Source organism: Pseudaquabacterium terrae (assembly GCF_013266755.1).
In the GTDB taxonomy this organism is placed as follows: domain Bacteria; phylum Pseudomonadota; class Gammaproteobacteria; order Burkholderiales; family Burkholderiaceae_C; genus Pseudaquabacterium; species Pseudaquabacterium terrae.
The window spans coordinates 41,049-59,953 of record NZ_JABRWJ010000004.1; the positions used below are offsets into that span (position 1 = coordinate 41,049).

The following is an 18,905-nucleotide window of genomic DNA, read 5'->3' on the forward strand; positions in this document are numbered from 1 at the left end:
CGAGCTGATGGAGCGGCTGCGCCGCACCGGCATGTCGATCGCCGAGATGCGGCGTACACCACGCTGGTGCAGCAGGGCCGCGCGACGCTGGCCGAGCGCGAGGCGATGCTGCGCGCGCACCGCGAACGCGTGGAACGCACGATCGCCGAGTGGGGCGATGCGCTGGAACTGCTCGACGAGAAGATCCATTTCTACGGGCAGTGGATGGCGACCGGGAAGCGTCCGCCGTTGCCGGAACCTCAGCCTTCCCGACGACGGAGCAAACCATGACCACCAGCAGCGACAACAAGCAGTTGATGCAGCGCATCTTCGACGCCCTGGCCGAGGGCGACGGCCGGCCCTTCGTCGATGCGATGGACGACGACTTCACCTGGGTCATTCCCGGCCAGGCGACCTGGTCCGGCCGCTGGGAAGGCAAGCAGGCGGTGCGGCGCGAGCTGCTGCGCCCGCTCTTCGCCCGCTTCGCCAGCACCTACACGAACCGCGCACTGCGCTTCATCGCCGAGGACGACCACGTCGTCGTCGAATGCCGCGGCGACGTGATGACGCACGGCGGCCAGGCCTACCGCAACACCTACTGCTACGTCTGCCGGCTGGCCGACGGGCGGCTGAAGGAACTGACCGAATACATGGACACCGAGCACGCCGCGCAGGTGCTGGGCGCACCGACGACCGCCTGAGCCCGCCGGGCCGCCCCCAGGGCGAATCCGAAAGGCGCGCCCCGAAGGTCCTGCGTTGACGTGCGGCGCTTGCCGTTTGCCGCGCAGCGCGTACGCTTTGGGTTCGTGATCAACGCTGACCCGGGCGCATGAACGCTGCCGTCCTCCGCCGCCGCCTGTTGGCCGCCGCGCTGCTGGTGTCGTCCGTTGCCGGACCGGCGGCCGCGCAGGCGCCGCTGCTGTTCGTGATGGACCCGTTCCCGCCGTTCGCGCTGGTCGACAACGGCATGCCCGGCGGGCCGATGGCCGAGATGATCCAGGCCGCGTGCGCCGTGCTGAAGCGCGATTGCACGCTGAAGCAGTTCCCATGGCGGCGCGCGCTCGAGATGGTCGAACGCGGCGAGGCCGACGGCATCTTTCCGCTCGCCAACCTGCCCGAGCGGGCGCAGCAGTTCCAGCTGATGCCGCCGCTGATCGTCTCCGGCTACGGCATCTTCGTGCCCGAGGCCTCGCCGCTGCAGCAGTACACGAAGCCGGCCGACCTCGACGGTTACACCGTCGGCGCCTACGGGCCGTCGGCCGCGACGCTGGTGCTCGACAGCCTGGCGGCGTCGGCGCCCGGCATCAAGACGGTCGTCGAGATCGACAACATCCGCGTGCTGCGCATGCTCAGCGGCCTGCGCTATGGCCCGCGCAGCGCGGCGCTGCTGAACCACGACGTCGGCAACCACCTGCTGCGCTCGGAAGGCATCGCGGGCGTGCGGCTGGCCGGCAAGGTGCGGCGCATCGAGTACTGCATCGGCCTGTCGCGCTCGAAGTTCGGGTCGAAGGAAGCGGCGGATTTCGCGGCCGTGTTCCAGCGCCTGATCGAGGGCGGCCAGATCCGGGCGATTGCCACGAAGTACGGCGTGACGGCACCGGAACGGTGACCATCGGCCAGGCCGGGGCCCGCCTCGCCGCCGCACAATGCCCGCGACCCCGACTTCGTTTTCAGCTTCGCCATGTTTGCGTCTGTCCTCGCGCTTCGACGTGCCGCGCTGGTCGCGTTGCTGGGCCTGCTCGCGGCCTGCGGAGGTGGCGGCGGCAGCAGCGCGCCGCCCGAGCCGGAGCCCGAAGAGCCGATCGTCGAGACCGTCGGTCCGGGGCAGTTCAAGTCGGCGGCGCAACTGCGGGTGATCTCCAGCGCCGAGATGGCGCAGGCGATCAACGCCGCCGGCACGCGCGCGCCGGCGCTCAGCCCGAGGTACGCGGTCACGGCGTGGAGGCTGACCTACCTGACGCGCGACGTCGCCGGGCGCGAGATCCTCGCGTCGGCGCTCATCGGCGTGCCGGTCAAGCCGGCGGGCCAGCGCAGCCCGGTGCTCGCCTACCAGCACGGCACGCTGTTCCGCGACCGCGAGGCGCCGAGCAACAACGCCGTGCCGGCCGAGCCGGCGCTGCTGATGGCCTCGCTCGGCTACATCGTCGTGGCCGCTGACTACGTGGGTTATGGTGCATCGAAGGGCGCGCCGCATCCCTACCTGCTGTCGGCGCCGTCCGCTTCGGCCGTGGTCGACCTGATCACGGCGGCCAAGTACTGGCGCCAGAAGAACCGCGTGCTCGACAACAGGCAGCTCTTCCTCGCCGGCTATTCGGAGGGCGGCTACGTCACGATGGCCACGCACCGCGCGCTGCAGTCCTCGGCCAGCCCGCATCTGGCGAACCTGGTGGCCGTCGTGCCCGGCGCCGGGCCGTACAGCGTCAAGGTCACGCTCGACTCGCTGCTCGAGCTGGTGCGTGCGGAGAACCCGCTGCTGGCCGCGCTGATCCGCCCCGGCGCGCTGAAGAACATGAGTGCCGCCGCGCGCCTTCAGCTGCGCAACGAGCTGTTGGACCACCTGCTGCCTGACGATGCCGATGTCAGCTTCGACGCCACCTTCCTCGACAACTTCCTCGGTGACGAGACGGCGGAGATCGAGCGCGTCAGCAACGTGCACGACTGGAAACCGGCGCTGCCGCCGAAGCTCTACCACGGCCGCGACGACCGCACCGTGCCGTATCCGGCGAGCACGCGCACGGTGGCGGCGATGCAGGCGCAGGGCGCCACCGGCGTCACGCTGACCGATTGCGGCGCGGTGCCCGCCGGCCACCTGGAATGCGTGGTGCCGTACTGGAGCTTCATGCTGAGTCAGCTTGCCGGCGCGGCGCGGGATCTCTAGCCGCCGGGTTTAACCCCGCCCGGCGCGGCCGGCCGTGCAAGCAGCATCGACCTTCACCGGAGCCGCCATGCCGACCCGCCGCCGCCTGCTCGCCACGACCCTCGCCACGTCTGCCGCCGCGGCACTGATGCTGCTCGGCAGCGCCTGCCAGAGCGCCGGATCGACCGCCGCACCTACGACCGCGACACCCGGCGCCACGCTGACGCCGTACCGCAGCGAAGCCGAGCTCGGCGCCGCGCTCGAGCGCTGGCGCACCGAAGCCGCGAAGCTGCAGGCCGAGCGCCGGCGCGACGGTCCTCCGCTGGCGCTGTCGTTGCAGTCGCAGTCTCAGATGGCCGCCCCGGCCGCGCCCGCAGCGGCGGCCAAGAGCGCCGACGCGGCCACCGCCGGCGCCGCGGCCGAGTCGATCACCAACGTGCAGACGGCAGGCGTCGACGAAGGCGGCATCGTCAAGCGCGCCGGCGACCACCTGGTCATCCTGCGCCGCGGCCGCCTCTTCACGGTCAAGGTCGGCGGCGACGCACTGCAGCCGGTGGCGATGGTCGACGCCTTCGCACCCGGCAGCGACCCGCGCGGCGCCTGGTACGACGAGCTGCTGATCGCCGGCTCGACGGTGGTGGTGGTCGGCTACAGCTACAACCGCGGCGGCACCGAGATCAGCCTGTTCGAGCTCGACGGCGCCGGCGCACTGGCCTACCGCGCCACCTACCACCTGCGCAGCTTCGACTACTACTCGTCGCGCAACTACGCCAGCCGGCTGATCGGCCGCAAGCTGGTGTTCTACAGCCCGACCTTGCTGCAGCCGGGAGGGCCGTCGCCGCTGCAGCTGATGCCGGGCTTCCGGCGCTGGCAACATGAGCGCCCCCAGGCGGCGCAAACGCCGCCGCCGCCCCCCAAGGGGGTTGAGTCAAGTGGCAAAGCCACATTGACTCAGGACCTGCCGCCGGACTTCGAACGCATCCTGCCGGCCACGCGGATCTACCGCACCGACGACGATTTCGACCCCGCGCAGCCGCTCGCGCTGCACACGGTGACCTCGTGCGACCTCGCACAGCAGCCGCTGCGCTGCGAATCGAGCGCCGTGCTCGGGCCGGCCGGGCGGGTGTTCTACGTCTCGCAGGGCTCGGTGTATGTCTGGACCGCGCCGCCGCGGCGCCGCTTCCCGATGCCGCCTGCCCAACGGCCGGTCGAGCCGGCGCCGGAACGGCCGCTGTCGGCGGTCTTCCGCATCCCGCTCGACGGCACCGCGCCGACCGGGCTGAAGACGGCTGGCGTGCCGATCGACCAGATGTCGTTCCTGGAGGACGGCCAGGGCCGCCTGAACGTGCTGCTGCGCGCTTCCGGCAGCGGCGAAGGCATGTGGGGCAGCGAGACCACGCCCGGCGCGCTCGCGCTGCTGCGCGTGCCGCTCGCCGCCTTCGGCGATGGCCGTGGGGCCGCGCAGCGCGAGCACTACCGCGTGCTGCCGGCCGCGGCCGGCGGCGCGCTGCAGAACCGCTTCGTCGGCGACTGGCTGCTGTGGGGCGGCAGCGGCGGGGCCTCCGCCTGGGCGCTGCGTTATGCCGACGCTGGCGCGCCGACCGCGCTGACGCCCGGCCACGGCGTCGAGCGCATCGAGGCGATGGGCGACAACGCGGTGCTGGTCGGCCAGGCCGGCGCCGACCTGCATTTCACGAGCATTCGCCTCGGCCGCGGCACCGCGACACCGGTCGCGCGCCACGTGCAGCCCGGCGCGCGCCAGGGCGAGACGCGCACGCACGGCTTCTTCTACCGCCCCACCGGCATCGAGGAGGGCCTGCTCGGCCTGCCGCTGCTGCAGTCGGGCAGCGGCCAGCGCGGCGTCTTTGCCGGTGCGCAGGGCTCGGCGAGCGTGCTGTACCTGCGCCAGCGCGAGCTCGGCTGGCAGCCGCTCGGCGCGTTGAGCGCGCGCCCGGGCGATGCCCGCGACGACGGCTGCCGCGCTTCCTGCGTCGACTGGTACGGCAATGCGCGGCCAATCTTCCTCGGCGACCGGGTGTTCGCGCTGATGGGCTACGAGCTCGTCGAAGGCCAGCTCGCCGGCCGCGGCGCGAACGAGCGCATCGACGAACGCCGGCGCGCCAGCTTTGCGCCCGGCGCGCGGGAAGCGCAAGGCCGCTATTCGCCGTTCAACTGAAGGCGCGACGCCAGGGCATCCTTAATCCTCGCCTCATCCAGCGCTAACGAACCGTTCACCCGCGCGCACCAGACTCGGCGCCATCAACAACCTTCGGCCCTCACGTCTGGAGCGACAAGCATGAACAAGACCTTCAAGCCCCTGGCCTGGAGCCTGCTCGGCGGCGGCCTGGCCCTGGTGACCAGCGCCGGCGCGCTCGACCTGCCGTGGTCCAAGAGCAAAGACAAGCCGGCCACGCAGCCGACGCCCATCGCCGCCGCGGCGCAGCTGGCGCCCGCGCCGGCGCTGCCGCCCGGCAGCGCGCCGAACTACCGCGCGATCGTCCAGACGTACGGCCCGGCGGTCGTCGGCGTGACGGTCGAGGGCCTGCGCAAGACCGGCGCCGAGGATGGCTCGCCGATGGCGCAGGACCCGATGCAGCGCTTCTTCCGCGGCCTGCCCGGCTGGCGTGGTATGCCCGACGCGCAGCAGCCCTTCAAGGGCCAGGGCTCGGGCTTCGTCGTCAGCGACGACGGCCTGATCCTGACCAACGCCCACGTCGTGCGCGATGCGAAGGAAGTGACGGTGCGGCTGGCCGACCGGCGCGAGTTCTCGGCCAAGGTGCTGGGGTCCGATGCGCGCACCGACATCGCAGTGCTGCGCATCCAGGCCAAGGGCCTGCCGACGGTGCGCCTGGGCGATCCGAAATCGCTGATGGTCGGTGACCACGTGCTGGCGATCGGCGCGCCCTACGGCCTGGAGCAGACGGCCACCTCGGGCATCGTCAGCGCCAAGGGCCGCTCACTGCCGGGGGATGCCTTCGTGCCCTTCATCCAGACCGACGCCGCGGTGAACCCGGGCAACTCGGGCGGTCCGCTGTTCGATGGCGCCGGCAACGTGATCGGCATCAACTCGCAGATCTATTCGCGCACCGGCGGCTTCCAGGGCGTGAGCTTCGCGATCCCGATCGACGTCGCGCTGAAGGTGCGCGACCAGATCGTCGCCACCGGCAAGGCGCAGCATGCGCGGCTGGGTGTCTCGGTGCAGGACCTGAACCAGCCGCTGGCCGAGTCCTTCGGCCTGAAGCGCCCCGACGGCGCGCTGGTCGCCGGCGTCGAGCCGAAGAGCCCGGCCGCGGCGGCGGGCCTGAAGTCCGGCGACGTGATCCTGCAGATCGACGGCGAGCCGGTCAGCCAGGCCGGCAACGTCTCGAGCCGGATCGGTCTGTCGCAGCCCGGCCAGAAGGTCAAGTTGAAGCTCTGGCGCGAGCAGGCCGAGCGCGACGTCGAGGTCACGCTCGGCGCCGCCCGCGGCGAGCCTGAAGTGGCTGCTGCCGCCGCCGCCGGCGAGGGCTCCAAGCTCGGCCTGGCGCTGCGCCCGCTGACGCGCGAGGAGCGCCAGCAGTCGCAGCTCGAGCAAGGCCTGGTCGTGCAGGGCGCGCAAGGCGCCGCCGCCCGGGCCGGCCTGGAGCAGGGCGACGTCGTGCTGGCAATCAACGGCAAGCCGGTGAATTCGATCGACGACGTGCGGCGCGTGCTCGACAGCAAGCCGAAGAACGTGGCGCTGCTGGTGTGGCGCGAAGGCGACCGCTTGTTCGTGCCGGTGCCGTTGGGCTAACGGCCCAAGGCAGCGGCGCCTCCGGCGGTGCGCTACGGAACCGGCGCCTCCGGCGGCGAGCTACGGAACCGGCGCCTCCGGCGGCGAGCTACGGAACCGGCGCCTCCGGCGGCGCCGGGGGCAGCCGGATCTCGAACACCGCGCCGCCGCCGTCGGCGTTTCGGGCGCGGATCGAGCCGCGGTGGGCGGCCAGCACCTTGCGGCAGATCGCCAGGCCCAGCCCGGTGCCGCCGGAGCCGTCCTTGGTGCGCGACGACTGCACGAAGGGCGCGAAGATGGATTCGAGCTCGTCCGGCGGGATGCCGGGCCCGCGGTCGCGCACGCAGACCAGGCAGCCGCCTTCGGGCGGCACGCACCACGCCAGCTCGATCGCGGTGCCCGCCGGTGCGAAGCGCAGCGCGTTGGCGATGACGTTGCGCAGCACCTGCTGCAGCCGGAACGCATCGGCCTCGACCGGCAGCGCCACCGGCGTGGCCGGCATCACGAAGCGCAGGCCGCGCTCGACGGCCATCGGCGCAAGCTCCTGCACCACCTCGCGCAGCGCCGGCTCGATGTCGGCGCGCTGCAGGCGGATCGCGCCGACGGTCGAGTCGAGCCGCGACAGGTCGAGCAGGTTGTTGACCAGCATCAGCATGCGATGCCCGCCGTGCACGATGTCCTCGAACATGCGCTGCAGCATCGGCTGCGAGCCCGAGCGGCGCAGCCCGAGCTCGGCGAAGCCGAGGATGGTCTGCAGCGGCGTGCGCAGCTCGTGGCTGATGTTGGCGAGGAATTCGCTCTTCGCATCGTTGGCGCGCTCGGCCGCTTCCTTGGCCTCGCGCACGCGGCGCTCGGCTTCGCGGAACTCGGTGACATCGAGCACGCTGGTGATGACGCCGGCCACCGCGCCGGCCGGGTCGGTGAACGGCGCGATGCGGATCATCACGTCGCGCGCCTGGCCAGCCCGGTCCGGCACCGGACCTTCGTAGACCACCAGCTGGCCCGAAGCCAGCGCCTCGCGCTCGCGCACCGCGTAGCGTTCGGCGCGCTCCGGCGGCAGCACCTCCTCGAGGCGCCGGCCGGCGACCTGCTCCGACGTCAGCCCGGTGAAATCGCTCCATGCGCGGTTGACGCGCTGGTAGCGGCCGTCGATGCCGCGCACGACCATCGGCACCGGGCTGACCTCGAACAGCCGGTCGGTGAAGGCGTGCTGGGCAGCCACGGTGCCGCGCGCCTGCACCAGGTCGGCGCTCGCCGCTTCGTGGCCGCGCAGGCTGCGCCAGGCGAGCACGCCGACCGCGCCGATCACGCCCAGCATCGCCACGCAGACCGCCGCCGCCGCGCGCGCCAGCTCGGCCCACTGGTCGTCGACGCGCTGCTGCGGCGTTTCGGCCAGCACCAGCAGCGGATGTTTGCGCGCGCTGCGGAAGGCGCTGTAGGCCGCTGCGCCGTCGAGCCCCGGCCCGTTGAAGCTGCCGGCCTCGCGCCCCGGCAGGAAGCTGCTGAAGATGCGGTGCTGCGGCTGCACGCTGCCGGGCTCGGCGCGGATGCGCTCGGTGGCGGCGATCAGCCGGCCGTCGTAGCCGAGCAGCGCCGCCGCGAAGGGTTGATTGCCGAGGATCAGCGAATACTGGTTCTCGAAATAACTTGTATTCAGTGCGGCCACGAGCATCCGGTTGCCCTGCGGCAACGGCCGCAGCAGCGGCAGCAGCCCCGGCGAGGCGGGACCGGCGTAGCGCAGCGTCGACCAGTCGCGGCCGCGCTGCAGCGGCCCCAGCGTGGGCAGCGGGCTGCCCGGTGCGGCCCAGTCGCGCAGCGGCAGCCGGTGGCCGAGGTTCTCCGGCTGCGAGCTCGCCAGCACGCGGCCCTGCGCGTCGACCAGGCTGATGCTGCGCAGGAAGGGCTGGCCGCGCAGCGCGTCGGCGAGCAGCGGCGCCAGGCGTGCGGCCTCGGCGGCATCGACCGTGCCATTGCCGCCGCCGGGGCTGTCGATCGCCTGCGCCAGCGCCTGCAGCGTCAGCTCGGTGGCGTCGAGCGTGCGGTTGGCCTGGTCCTCGAGCACGCGGGCGTAGAGCTCGGCGCGATCGAGCGCGGCCTGCTCGAAGCCGTGGCGCTGATAGGCGACGAAGGCCGCGGCCGCGCCGATCAGCAGCAGCGCGAGCAGCGCGCCGGCCCACGGCACGTAGCGGCTGCGCAGCCAGCGCGGGAGTGCGCCGGCGCTGGGCAGCGGCGCGACATCGGCGTGCTGCATCGGCTCAGTCGGCGCTGGGTGAGCGGGGGGCTGACATCGTCAGCGCTCGACGATCACGGCCAGCCCGTGGCGTGCGGCGATCGCCGCCAGCCGCCCGTCGCGCCGGATGCGCTCGACGAAGGCATCCGCGGCCTGCAGCCATTCGGCATCGCCGGGCTTCAGCGCGTAGGCGTAGGGCAGCGGGTGCACCGGCTCGGGCGGCGTGATCAGGCGCGCCCAGTCGGCCTGGTCGAGCAGGCGGCGGCTGTACGGGTAGTCGGTCATGAAGACGTCGACCCGCCCGGCCTCGAGCTCCTGCTCGCGCGACTGCGGCGGCCGCACCACCACCAGCTGTGCCTGCTTGAGCCGCGTCGCCATCACCGGCTCCATGAAGGTGCCGGCCTGCACGGCCACCTTGACCCCATCGCGGTCGATGTCGTCCCAGGTCTTCAGCCGGCGCTGGCTGCGCGTGGTGATCGCGACGATGCCGCTGCGCAGGTAGGGGCGGGTGAAGGCGAGCTTCTCGGCGCGCACCGGCAGCACCGCGACGGCGTGCATCGCGATGTCGCAGCGCTCGGCGAGCAGATCGTCGACCAGCGCTCCGAACGACGAATCGACGTAGCTCAGGCCCAAGCCCAGCTCGCGCGCGAACTCGGCCGACAGGTCGATGTCCAGCCCGCTCAGCCGGCCGGTGCGCGGATTGCGCCAGGTGATGCCGTAGTAGTCGGGCCAGATGCACACCCGCACGAGGCCGCGGGCGCGCAGGCGGTTGAAGACGTCGCCGGCCTGCGCCGGAGCGGCCGGCCACAGCAGCGCGGCGCCGAGCAAGGCGGCAGCCAGCAGCAGCGAAAGAAGAGGGCGCGCGGGCATCTGCGCCCGAGTGTCACACGCCGGCGCTGCACGGCCAGCGCAACCGTCGTGCGCTGCCGAGTGTCAAAGTGCCGTGCGCAGCGTCCAGATTTCCGGGAACAGCACGACGTCGAGCATCTGGCGCAGGTAGCCGACGCCGCTGGTGCCGCCGGTGCCGCGCTTGTCGCCGATGATGCGCTGCACCGTCGTCAGGTGGCGGAAGCGCCACAGCCGGAAGGCGTCCTCGAGGTCGGTCAGCTCCTCGCCGAGCTGGTACAGCTCCCAGTGCTGCTGCGGCGCGCGGTAGGCGACCAGCCAGGCGGCCTCGACCTCGGGGCTCGCGACATAGGGCTGCGTCCAGTCGCGCTCGGTGTGGCTGGCCGGCACCGGCAGGCCGCGGCGCGCCAGCAGCCGCAGCGATTCGTCGTACAGCGAGGGCGCGCGCCACGCCGCGTCGACCTGCGCGAGCAGCTCGGGCCGGTGCGCATGGGGCTTGAGCAGCTCGGCCTGCTTGTTGCCGAGCAGGAACTCGATGCAGCGGTACTGGTAGCTCTGGAAGCCCGACGAGCGCGCCAGGTAGGGCCGGATCGCGCTGTACTCCGGCGGCGTCATCGTCGCCAGCACGTCCCAGGCATGCACCAGCTGTTCCATGATGCGCGAGACGCGGGCCAGCATCTTGAACGCCGAGCCGAGCTGGTCGGCGGCCACCGCGGCGATCGCCGCGCGCAGCTCGTGCAGCATCAGCTTCATCCACAGCTCGCTGGTCTGGTGCTGCACGATGAACAGCATCTCGTCGTGGTGCGGCGAGCGCGGATGCTGGGCGCTGAGCAGTGCGTCGAGGCCGAGGTAGTCGCCGTAGCTCATGTCGCCCGAAAAATCGAGCTGGGCGCCATGCGGATGCTCGGCCGTGGTGGCCGCCGTCGTTGCCGGCGCGGCACCGTACCCGAAAGGGCAGCTCGGCGTATCACTCATGTCACCGCTCCACGCCGATGGAAACGCTCGTCGCGCCACTCGCCGCTGTCGAGCACCTGCACCAGGTGCTCGACCGCGTCCCAGACGTCGACGAAGCGCGTGTACAGCGGCGTGACGCCGAAGCGCAGGATGTCGGGCAGGCCGTCCTTCGGATCGCCGGCGCGGAAGTCACCGACCACGCCGCGCGCGATCAGTGCCTGCACGATGGCGTAGCCGCCTTCGTCTCTGCCGAGGCAGACCTGGCTGCCGCGCAACGCCTCCTCGCGCGGCGACACCACTGACAGACCGTGGCCGGCGCAGCGCGCGTCGACCAGGTCGATGAACAAACGTGTCAGCGCCAGCGACTTGGCGCGGATCGCCGCCATGCCGCCGAACGGCTCGGCCGAGAGCAGCGTATCGACGCCGCACTCCAGCGCCGCCAGCGACAGCACCGGCGGCGTGCCGCACAGATAACGTGATATGCCGGCGGCCGGCTCGTAGCCCGGCACGAAGGTGAACGGCGCCGCATGGCCGATCCAGCCCGACAGCGGCTGCACGAAGCGGTCGACGTGGCGCGGGTGCACCCAGGCGAAGGCCGGTGCGCCGGGGCCGCCGTTCAAGTACTTGTAGCCGCAGCCGACCGCGAAGTCGGCGCCGTCGCGGTGCAGATTCACCTCGACCGCGCCGGCCGAGTGGCACAGGTCCCACACCGCCAGCGCGCCGGCGGTGTGCGCCGCCGCCGACAGCGCCGCCATGTCGTGCATGCGGCCCGTGCGGTAGTTGACGTGCGTCAGCATCAGCAGCGCCGTCGTCTCGTCCAGCGCGGCCGGGATCTGCTCGGGCGCCGTCACCAGCTTCAGCGTGCAGCCGTGCTCGCGCGCCAGCGTCTCGGCGATGTACAGGTCGGTCGGAAAGTTGCTGCGCTCGCTGACGATCACGCTGCGGCCGGGATGGTCCTCGCGCTGCAGCTTCAGCGCGGCGCTCAGCACCTTGAACAGGTTCACCGAGGTCGAATCCGCGGCCACCAACTCGCCCGGGCGGGCGCCGACCAGCCGGGCGATCTTGTCGCCGATGCGGCCCGGCAGCTCCATCCAGCCGGCCGAGTTCCAGCTGCCGATCAGGCCCTGGCCCCATTCTTCGGCAACCACCTGTTGCACGCGCGCAGCGGTGGCGCGCGGCAGCACGCCGAGTGAATTGCCGTCGAGGTAGATCGTGCCGTCGGGCAGCGCGAACTGCGCGCGCAGCGGCGCCAGCGCATCGTCGGCATCGCGCTGCAGCGCCTGCTGCCGCGAGGTGAAATGGGTCATCGTCAGAGTTCCCGCAGGATGGCGCGCACCGGCGAAGCGTCGGCGGTGAGCAGTTTCAAGGGCAGGGCGATCAGTTCGTAGTCGCCTTCGGCAACCTCGTCGAGCACCAGGTTCTCGAGCACGCGCAGGTCGCGGCGGCGGATCACCTGGTGGCTGTCCAGCGTCTTGCTGTTGGCCGGGTCGATGCTTGCGGTGTCGATGCCGATCAGTCGCACGCCGGCATCGGCCAGGCGCTCGACCAGCTCGGGCGAATACGCCGCCAGCGCCGGATCCCAGCCGGCCGGCGCGCGCGTGTAAGTGCGCACCAGCACGCGTGGCGGCAGGCCGATGCCCATCGCATGCGCGACGTGGCGCGGCTCGATCAGCGGGCCGCAGTCGATGGCGTGGATGACGCGGCAGATGCCGAGGTAGGGCGAGAGGTCGACGGCGCCGATCGGCAAGCCGGCGCTGTCGTAGTGCAGCGGCGCATCGGCATGCGCGCCGGTGTGCGGCGACAGCGTCAGCCGGCTGACGTTGACCGGGCAGCCCGGGCCGATGACGGCGCCCCAAGCCTGCTCGAACGGCGCATCGCCCGGAAAGACCGGCGAGCCCGCGTCCACCGGCGGCGAGATGTCCCACAAGCGTTTCATCGCCGCGATGATAGGCGGCGGCGATTTGATTGACAACTAAAGTATTGCCAAGGGTTGCAGCCGGTTGCAGCGGTATCAGCGCGGCAGCGAAGGCAGCGGCGGCAGCCCGTGCCAGGCGCGCGCCTGGGTGCAGGCGTCGTCGCCGATTCCGTGCGGCGCGCGGGCGCCGAACTCGCGGCACGGCCCCGGCCGCCACTCGTAGATGCCGCAGTGGGCCTGCACGCCGACGGTGCCGACCAGCGCGGCGCAGCGCGGCCGCGCATGGTCGGTGCCGCGCAAGCGCATCAGCCCGGCCACCAGCGGCACGGCCAGGCTGTCCGGCACGCAGCCGCCTTCACTCTGCAGCTCTTCCTGCGCAAAATCGACGCGGTAGCTGGCGCAACAGGCGCCGCAGCGGATGCAGGGGTTGTCGCTCATCGGAGGAGGGGGATCGGTGGTCACGTCGGCCGGGTACTCGGGCACGCCATTGTGGAAGAAGCTGGGTCTGGCGGCCGGGCAGCGGGTCTGCCTGATCGGCGTGCCTGCGGACTATTCGACGTTGATCGACGGCGCGCCGATGCCGCTGCAATTCGTCGGCAAGCCGGGCGCGGCGGTCGACCTGGTGCACCTGTTCGTCGAGCAGCGCGCCCCGCTCGCGAAGCAGCTCGCGACGCTGCGCGAAGCGCTGGGCCCGGCCGCGGTGCTGTGGATCTCGTGGCCGAAGAAGGCATCGAAGCGCCCGACCGACATCACCGAGGACGTGATCCGCGCCGAAGCCCTGCCGCTGGGCTGGGTCGACGTGAAGGTCTGCGCCGTCGACGCCACCTGGTCGGGGCTGAAGCTGGTCGTGCGCAAGGCGCTGCGCTGACGCGGCGCGTGCCGGGCAGCGCGCTACTGCGCCACCATCTCGACGCGCCGGTTCTTCGCGCGGCCGGCCTCGTCGGCATTGCTGGCCATCGGCGCAAAGCTCGCCGCGCCCTGCGCCGACAGCCGGCGTGTCTCGATGCCATGCTGCGCGACCAGCGCGGCGGCCACGGCCTCGGCGCGGCGCCGCGACAGCGCCAGGTTGGCGTCGAACTCGCCCTGGTTGTCGGTGTGGCCGACGATGAAGACGCGCAGCGCGGCCTCGGCCCTCAGCGCCTGCGCCATCGCCTCGAGCTGGGCCTTCGATTCGGGCTTGACGTCGGCCTTGCCGGTGTCGAAATGCAGGCCGTGCAGCACCGCCTTGCCCTGGGCCTTCAGGCCCTGCTGCAGCTGTTGCGCCGAGACGGTGACGTTGCCGCCTTCCATCGCCGCCGACTCGGCGACGACGAGCGACACCGTCGCGGCGTTCCACACCGAATCCGGCTCGGCGATCCACACCACCACGCCCATCTCGCCGCGCTCGGTCCGCCGCGACGCGCTGAGAAAGTGCGCGCGGTTCAGGCTCGAACTGCCCGAGGGATTGATCCGGTTCTTCGCCCATGGGCGCGGGTCGATCAGCTCGCGCCGATAGGATTCCAGGTGAAACGCGTTGCAGCGTGCCGCGGAATCGCAGGCGTACAGCGGCGAGAACCCGGCCTGCTGCAGCGCCGCCTGGTAGCTGCGCAGGATCTCCAGCGGCGTGGCCGCCGGCGGCGCGACATAGTAGTAGGCGTTGACGCGTCCTTCAACCGTTATCGACTTCTCGAACTGCAGCTGGCCGTTGTTGATCAGCTTGCTCGGGCCGGCCGGCAGCCGCGCGCTGGCGAAACGTTCGTTCGCCGCGCTGACCAGCACCGCGCCCTTGAAGCGGCTGATCGTCGGATCATCCTGCGCGCCGGGCAGCTCCACCGGCGTGCTCGCCGCGAATGCGCCGCAGCACAGCGCGGCGCCGGCAAGGAAGTAAAGGGTCTGTCGCATCGTGCGCCGAGGATAGGCGTCGCTTCCTGGCCGCCGAGGCGTCGTGCTAGGGATGGTGTGCTGCAGAACGTGACGTTCAAGCGCGCACCACGGTGACCGTGCAGTCCGACTCCGCGACCACCTGCGACGACACGCTGCCGAGGTAGCGCCGCAGCCCCGACGCGCCGCGCGCGCCCATCACGATGTGGTCGACCTGGTTGCGGCGCGCGAACTCGACGATCGCCGCCGCCGCGTCGGGCGCTTCGAGCACGTGGAAGGTCAGGCGGCCCTCGTCGCCCTCGAGCAGCTTGCCCAGCGGCCGCGCCCAGTGCTTCAGTCCGACCAGCTGCTTGACGTGGTGGCTGCGGCCCTCGCCGTCGACCAGCTCGTCCATGCCGATGCGTGCGGTCTTCATCACGCCGACGCAGGCCAGCCGCGCGCCGGGCTCGGTCTGCACCAGGCGCTGCACCGTCTCGCGCAGGCGTTCGAGCAGCTCGTCGCTGGCGCCTTCGATGTCGACCGCGGCGACGATGATCGGGCTCTTCGCCAGCAGCTCGCTGGACTTGGCGCGCGACTCGACCGGCTCGGCACCGAGTGCGACGAACCAGCGCTTGAAGGTCTTCAGCGCGCCGCTGCGCTCGAGGCGCTCGGCGCGCTTGGTCAGCACCACCTGCGTCGGGTTCTGCAGGTCGAGCGCGAGCTGCGCAGCGCTCTGCGTGCGGCGTTCGGGCTTCACTTCGAGGCAGCGCAGGATCAGCTCCTGCAGCCAGGGCGGGCAGTCGGCGCGCAGCGCGCGCGGCGGGATCGGGTCGCGCCACAAGCGGCGGCGCAGGCCGCGCACGCTGTCGGGCGAGCCGAACGGGCGCTCGCCGGTCGTCAGGTGGTAGAGCATCACGCCGAGCGCGAACAGGTCGCTGCGCGGGTCGTTGCGCACGAACTGGATCTGCTCGGGCGACATGTACGGGCCGGTGCCCATCGGCAGCATGAACTCTTCGTCGAGCAGGTCCGGCAGGTGGTCGTGGCGCGACAGGCCGAAGTCGACCAGCACCGCGGTGCCGTCCGGGCGGAACAGGATGTTGCTCGGCTTCAGGTCGAGGTGCACCAGGTGCTGGCGATGCAGCTCGTGCACCGCGGTGGCGACGCGCGAGCCGATCTCGATCACCTCGTCCAGCGGCAGCGGCGCGGCATCGAGCCGGGGCTTGAGCGACGCACCCTCGATGCGCTCCATCACGATGTAGGGCTGGCGCGTGAAGTCGCCCTTGGCGATGAACTTCGGCACGTGCGGACCGGCCAGCACCGGCATGATCATCTGCTCGACCTCGAAGCCGACGATGGTCGCCGGATCCTCGCCGCCCTTGATGCGCGGCACCTTCATCACCAGCGGCAGCCGCGAGTCGCCGGCATGGTTGACCTCGCTGACGCTCCAGATGTGCGCCATGCCGCCGGTGTGCAGCTTCTGCTCGAGCCGGAAGCGATCGATCACCTGGCCGGGCTCGAGCAGCATCGGCGCGGCCAGCCCGCTGCCGCCGGCGCGGCCGGCGAAGCCGAGCGTCACCGGCTCGCTGCTGTCGGCGGTGCCGCTGCTACTGGCCATCTTCGAGGCGGCTCGCCAGGCGCTGCGGCAGGTCGGCGGCGCGGATCTTCGCGCCGGCCGCCTCGTGGTCGTAGGGCACGCGGTGGTAGGTGATGCTGTGCTCGGCGTCGTCGAAGATCGCGTACGCCGCGGCGGGGTTGCCGTCGCGCGGCTGGCCGGCCGAGCCGGGGATGATCAGCCACTGGCGGTGCGGCGGCACCGGGATCGCGACGCCCGGCGTCGGCACGAAATCGCCGCACTTGCCGACGCTCGACAGGTGGTAGAGCTTGGGCTCGTGCATGTGGCCGCAGAAGGTGTAGCGGCAGCGCGTGGCATGCAGGCTGCGCACGGCGTCGGTGCGGCCGACGATGTACTCCCACTCCGACGGTGCCCAGGCGTTGGCATGCACATAGAGCCGGTCACCCTGCTGCTGCTGCAGTGGCAGCGACGCGAGGAAATCGATCTGCGCCGCATCGAGCTGGTTGCGGGTCCATTCGACGACCCGGCGCGGCTCGGGCCGCATCGTCGCCGTCGGGCCGAGCACGACGGCCCGGTCGTGGTTGCCCTGCACCGCCAGCGCGCCGCCGCGCACCAGCGCGCGCACCTCGTCGACGACCCAGCCCGGATCGGCGCCGTAGCCGACGAAGTCGCCGAGCAGCACATAGGCTTGCGCGCCGTGCGCGTGCGCGTGCTCGAGCACGGCCTCGACGGCCTCGCGGTTGGCATGCAGGTCGGACAACAGCGCAGTTTTCATGGCCTGCCCGGCGCGCCGGGGAATGTCAGCCGATGCGGCCCAGCAGAAGGTACTCCATCAGCGCCTTCTGCACATGCATGCGGTTCTCGGCCTCGTCCCAGACCACGGATTGCGGCCCGTCGATGACCTCGGCGCTGACTTCCTCGCCGCGGTGCGCCGGCAGGCAGTGCATGAACACCGCGTCACCTTGCGCCAGCGACATCATTTGCGTGTCGACGCACCAGTCGGCGAAGGCCTTGCTGCGGGTTTCGCCCTCGGCCTCGTAGCCCATGCTGGTCCAGACGTCGGTGGTCACCAGGTGTGCGCCTTCGCAGGCGGCGAACGGGCTCTTGAAGACCTTCAGGCAGTCGGGGTTCGACACGCCGGCGGCCACCGGGTCGAGCTCGAAGCCGCTGGGCGTGCTGACGTGCAGCGTGAAGCCGAGGATGTCGGCCGCCTGCAGCCAGGTGTTGGCCATGTTGTTGCCGTCGCCGACCCAGGCCACCGTCTTGCCGCGAATGTCCCCGCGATGCTCGATGAAGGTGAACAGGTCTGCCAGGATCTGGCACGGGTGGAACTCGTTGGTCAGCCCGTTGATCACCGGCACCCGCGAATGCGCGGCGAAGGCCTCGATCTTGGTCTGCTCGTAGGTGCGGATCATCACCAGGTCGACCATGCGGCTGATGACGCGCGCGGTGTCCTCGATCGGCTCGGCTCGGCCGAGCTGCGTGCCGCTGCTGGTCAGGTTCACGACAGAGCCGCCCATCTGGTACATGCCGGCCTCGAAGCTGACGCGGGTGCGCGTGCTGGCCTTCTCGAAGATCATCGCCAGCGTGCGGTCGGCCAGCGGCGTGTAGCGCTCGTAGTTCTTGAAGCGCGTCTTGATGACCGCGCTGCGCCGGAACAGGTACTCGTACTCCTCGGCCCTGAAATCCTTGAACTGCAGGTAGTGCTTCATCAGGCTGTTTCCCGGCTTCATGCGGGGGACTTCAGGAAGTCCCGCACCAGCGGGACCAGGCGCTTGACGATCTGATCGGCGTCGTCGGCGGACAGCACCAGCGCCGGCAGCAGCCGGATCACGCTGTCGGCGGTGACACTGATCAGCAGGCCCGCCTCCTTCGCCGCGCGGCCGAGCAACTCGTTGCACGGGCGGTCGAGCTGCACGCCGAGCATCAGGCCCTGGCCGCGGATCTCGATGAAGCCGGGCAGGTCTTGCAGCCCAGTGGTCAGGCCGGCCTTGATGCGCTCGCCCATCGCCGCGGCATTCGCCAGCAGACCGTCCTCTTCCATGATGCGCAGCGTCTCGACGCCGGCGCGCATCGCCAGCGGGTTGCCGCCGAAGGTGGTGCCGTGGTTGCCGGGGCCGAGCACGTCCTTCGCGCGCGGGCCGGCGACGATCGCGCCGATCGGCACGCCCGAGCCCAGGCCCTTGGCCAGCGGCATCACGTCCGGCACGATGCCGGCCCACTGGTGCGCGAACCACTTGCCGGTGCGGCCGATGCCGCACTGCACTTCGTCGAGCATCAGCAGCCAGTCGTTGTCGTCGCACACCGCGCGCAGCTCGCGCAGCGTATCGACGCGCGTCGGGTTGATGCCGCCTTCGCCCTGGATGGTCTCGAGGAACACGGCGACGACGTTCTTGTTGGTGCGCGCGACCTCGCGCACCTTCTCGATGTCGTTCAGCGGCAAGCGCACGAAGCCTTCGACCAGCGGCTCGAAGCCCTTCTGGATCTTCGGATTGCCGGTCGCCGACAGCGTGGCGATCGAGCGGCCGTGGAAGGCCTTGTCGTAGACGATGATCTCGGGCCGCTCGATGCCCTTGTCATGGCCGAACTTGCGCGCAATCTTCAGCGCGCCTTCGTTGGCCTCGAGGCCGCTGTTGCAGAAGAACGCGGCCGACAGGCCCGAGAGCCCGCACAGCTTGGCGGCCAACGCCTCCTGCAGCGGCGCCTGGTAGTAGTTCGAGCAATGGATCAGCCTGGCGACCTGGTCCTGCAGCGCCGGCACCAGCTTCGGGTGCGCATGGCCCAGCGTATTGACAGCGATGCCGGCCAGTGCGTCGAGGTATTCGCGGCCCTCGGTATCCCAGACGCGACAGCCTCGGCCGTGCGACAGCGCGAACGGCAGTCGGGCATAGGTGTTCATCAGGTGCGAGGTCATCGACGCGGCTCCATCGGGTGCGGTGAGGTGGAATGAAGAAGGCCGGC

General features: G+C 71.3%; 18 protein-coding genes. 7 read left to right on the forward strand and 11 right to left on the reverse strand.

Features of this window, described 5'->3' with window-relative positions; genetic code table 11:
• Positions 1 to 66 precede the first annotated feature (66 nt).
• The 6 genes from HLB44_RS38360 (at position 67) to HLB44_RS12850 (ending at position 6,608) form a co-directional block, all read left to right on the forward strand.
• Positions 67 to 270 (forward strand): MerR family transcriptional regulator, encoded by a 204-nt coding sequence (locus HLB44_RS38360; RefSeq protein WP_425500804.1) that lies wholly within the window; start codon positions 67 to 69, stop codon positions 268 to 270.
• Positions 267 to 680, forward strand: coding sequence for a nuclear transport factor 2 family protein (locus HLB44_RS12830; protein WP_173123011.1), 414 nt, complete (start codon positions 267 to 269; stop codon positions 678 to 680). The genes HLB44_RS38360 and HLB44_RS12830 overlap by 4 nt, the downstream gene beginning before the upstream one ends.
• Before the next feature lie 128 nt (positions 681 to 808).
• Positions 809 to 1,588 (forward strand): substrate-binding periplasmic protein, encoded by a 780-nt coding sequence (locus HLB44_RS12835; protein ID WP_173123013.1) that lies wholly within the window; start codon positions 809 to 811, stop codon positions 1,586 to 1,588.
• A 72-nt stretch (positions 1,589 to 1,660) separates the two neighbouring features.
• Complete coding sequence (locus HLB44_RS12840) at positions 1,661 to 2,857, forward strand: alpha/beta hydrolase family protein (RefSeq protein ID WP_173123015.1); 1,197 nt, start codon at positions 1,661 to 1,663, stop codon at positions 2,855 to 2,857.
• 67 nt (positions 2,858 to 2,924) lie between these two features.
• Positions 2,925 to 5,012 carry a beta-propeller domain-containing protein gene (locus HLB44_RS12845; RefSeq protein WP_217283653.1) on the forward strand — a complete coding sequence of 696 codons (2,088 nt, stop codon included), beginning with the start codon at positions 2,925 to 2,927 and terminating at the stop codon, positions 5,010 to 5,012.
• A gap of 120 nt (positions 5,013 to 5,132) precedes the next feature.
• A complete protein-coding gene (locus HLB44_RS12850; RefSeq protein WP_173123017.1) occupies positions 5,133 to 6,608 on the forward strand; it encodes a Do family serine endopeptidase in 1,476 nt (491 codons plus the stop codon).
• Between the two features lie 88 nt (positions 6,609 to 6,696).
• Here HLB44_RS12850 and HLB44_RS12855 read toward each other — a convergent pair whose 3' ends face one another.
• The 6 genes from HLB44_RS12855 to HLB44_RS12880 all read right to left on the reverse strand — a co-directional run bounded on the left by HLB44_RS12855 (position 6,697) and on the right by HLB44_RS12880 (position 12,970).
• Positions 6,697 to 8,838, reverse strand: coding sequence for a sensor histidine kinase (locus HLB44_RS12855; RefSeq protein WP_173123019.1), 2,142 nt, complete (start codon positions 8,836 to 8,838; stop codon positions 6,697 to 6,699).
• 39 nt (positions 8,839 to 8,877) lie between these two features.
• Positions 8,878 to 9,687 (reverse strand): ABC transporter substrate-binding protein, encoded by an 810-nt coding sequence (locus HLB44_RS12860; protein ID WP_173123021.1) that lies wholly within the window; start codon positions 9,685 to 9,687, stop codon positions 8,878 to 8,880.
• 63 nt (positions 9,688 to 9,750) lie between these two features.
• On the reverse strand, positions 9,751 to 10,638 hold the full coding sequence (gene kynA, locus HLB44_RS12865; RefSeq protein ID WP_173123023.1) for a tryptophan 2,3-dioxygenase: 888 nt from the start codon (positions 10,636 to 10,638) through the stop codon (positions 9,751 to 9,753).
• Positions 10,635 to 11,924 carry a kynureninase gene (gene kynU / locus HLB44_RS12870; protein WP_173123025.1) on the reverse strand — a complete coding sequence of 430 codons (1,290 nt, stop codon included), beginning with the start codon at positions 11,922 to 11,924 and terminating at the stop codon, positions 10,635 to 10,637. The genes kynA and kynU overlap by 4 nt, the downstream gene beginning before the upstream one ends.
• A 2-nt stretch (positions 11,925 to 11,926) precedes the next feature.
• The gene (kynB, locus tag HLB44_RS12875) at positions 11,927 to 12,553 is read right to left on the reverse strand and encodes an arylformamidase (RefSeq protein ID WP_173123027.1); all 627 of its coding nucleotides are present in this window, start codon (positions 12,551 to 12,553) and stop codon (positions 11,927 to 11,929) included.
• Between the two features lie 75 nt (positions 12,554 to 12,628).
• On the reverse strand, positions 12,629 to 12,970 hold the full coding sequence (locus HLB44_RS12880) for a YkgJ family cysteine cluster protein (RefSeq protein ID WP_173123029.1): 342 nt from the start codon (positions 12,968 to 12,970) through the stop codon (positions 12,629 to 12,631).
• A gap of 16 nt (positions 12,971 to 12,986) precedes the next feature.
• Between HLB44_RS12880 and HLB44_RS12885 the strand changes: the two genes are divergently transcribed.
• Positions 12,987 to 13,400, forward strand: a complete 414-nt coding sequence (locus tag HLB44_RS12885; protein ID WP_343051314.1) for a DUF3052 domain-containing protein — start codon at positions 12,987 to 12,989, stop codon at positions 13,398 to 13,400.
• 23 nt (positions 13,401 to 13,423) lie between these two features.
• Here HLB44_RS12885 and HLB44_RS12890 read toward each other — a convergent pair whose 3' ends face one another.
• From HLB44_RS12890 to HLB44_RS12910, 5 genes are all read right to left on the reverse strand, one after another.
• Positions 13,424 to 14,413, reverse strand: a complete 990-nt coding sequence (locus HLB44_RS12890) for an OmpA family protein (protein WP_173123033.1) — start codon at positions 14,411 to 14,413, stop codon at positions 13,424 to 13,426.
• A 76-nt stretch (positions 14,414 to 14,489) separates the two neighbouring features.
• The gene (locus HLB44_RS12895; RefSeq protein WP_173123035.1) at positions 14,490 to 15,986 is read right to left on the reverse strand and encodes a protein kinase domain-containing protein; all 1,497 of its coding nucleotides are present in this window, start codon (positions 15,984 to 15,986) and stop codon (positions 14,490 to 14,492) included.
• A complete protein-coding gene (locus tag HLB44_RS12900) occupies positions 15,976 to 16,719 on the reverse strand; it encodes a metallophosphoesterase family protein (protein ID WP_173123037.1) in 744 nt (247 codons plus the stop codon). Before HLB44_RS12900 ends, HLB44_RS12895 begins: the two co-directional genes overlap by 11 nt.
• A 25-nt stretch (positions 16,720 to 16,744) precedes the next feature.
• Positions 16,745 to 17,677, reverse strand: coding sequence for an ornithine carbamoyltransferase (gene argF / locus HLB44_RS12905; RefSeq protein ID WP_173123039.1), 933 nt, complete (start codon positions 17,675 to 17,677; stop codon positions 16,745 to 16,747).
• Positions 17,674 to 18,858, reverse strand: coding sequence for an aspartate aminotransferase family protein (locus HLB44_RS12910; protein ID WP_246312248.1), 1,185 nt, complete (start codon positions 18,856 to 18,858; stop codon positions 17,674 to 17,676). The genes argF and HLB44_RS12910 overlap by 4 nt, the downstream gene beginning before the upstream one ends.
• Between the last annotated feature and the right edge of the window lie 47 nt (positions 18,859 to 18,905).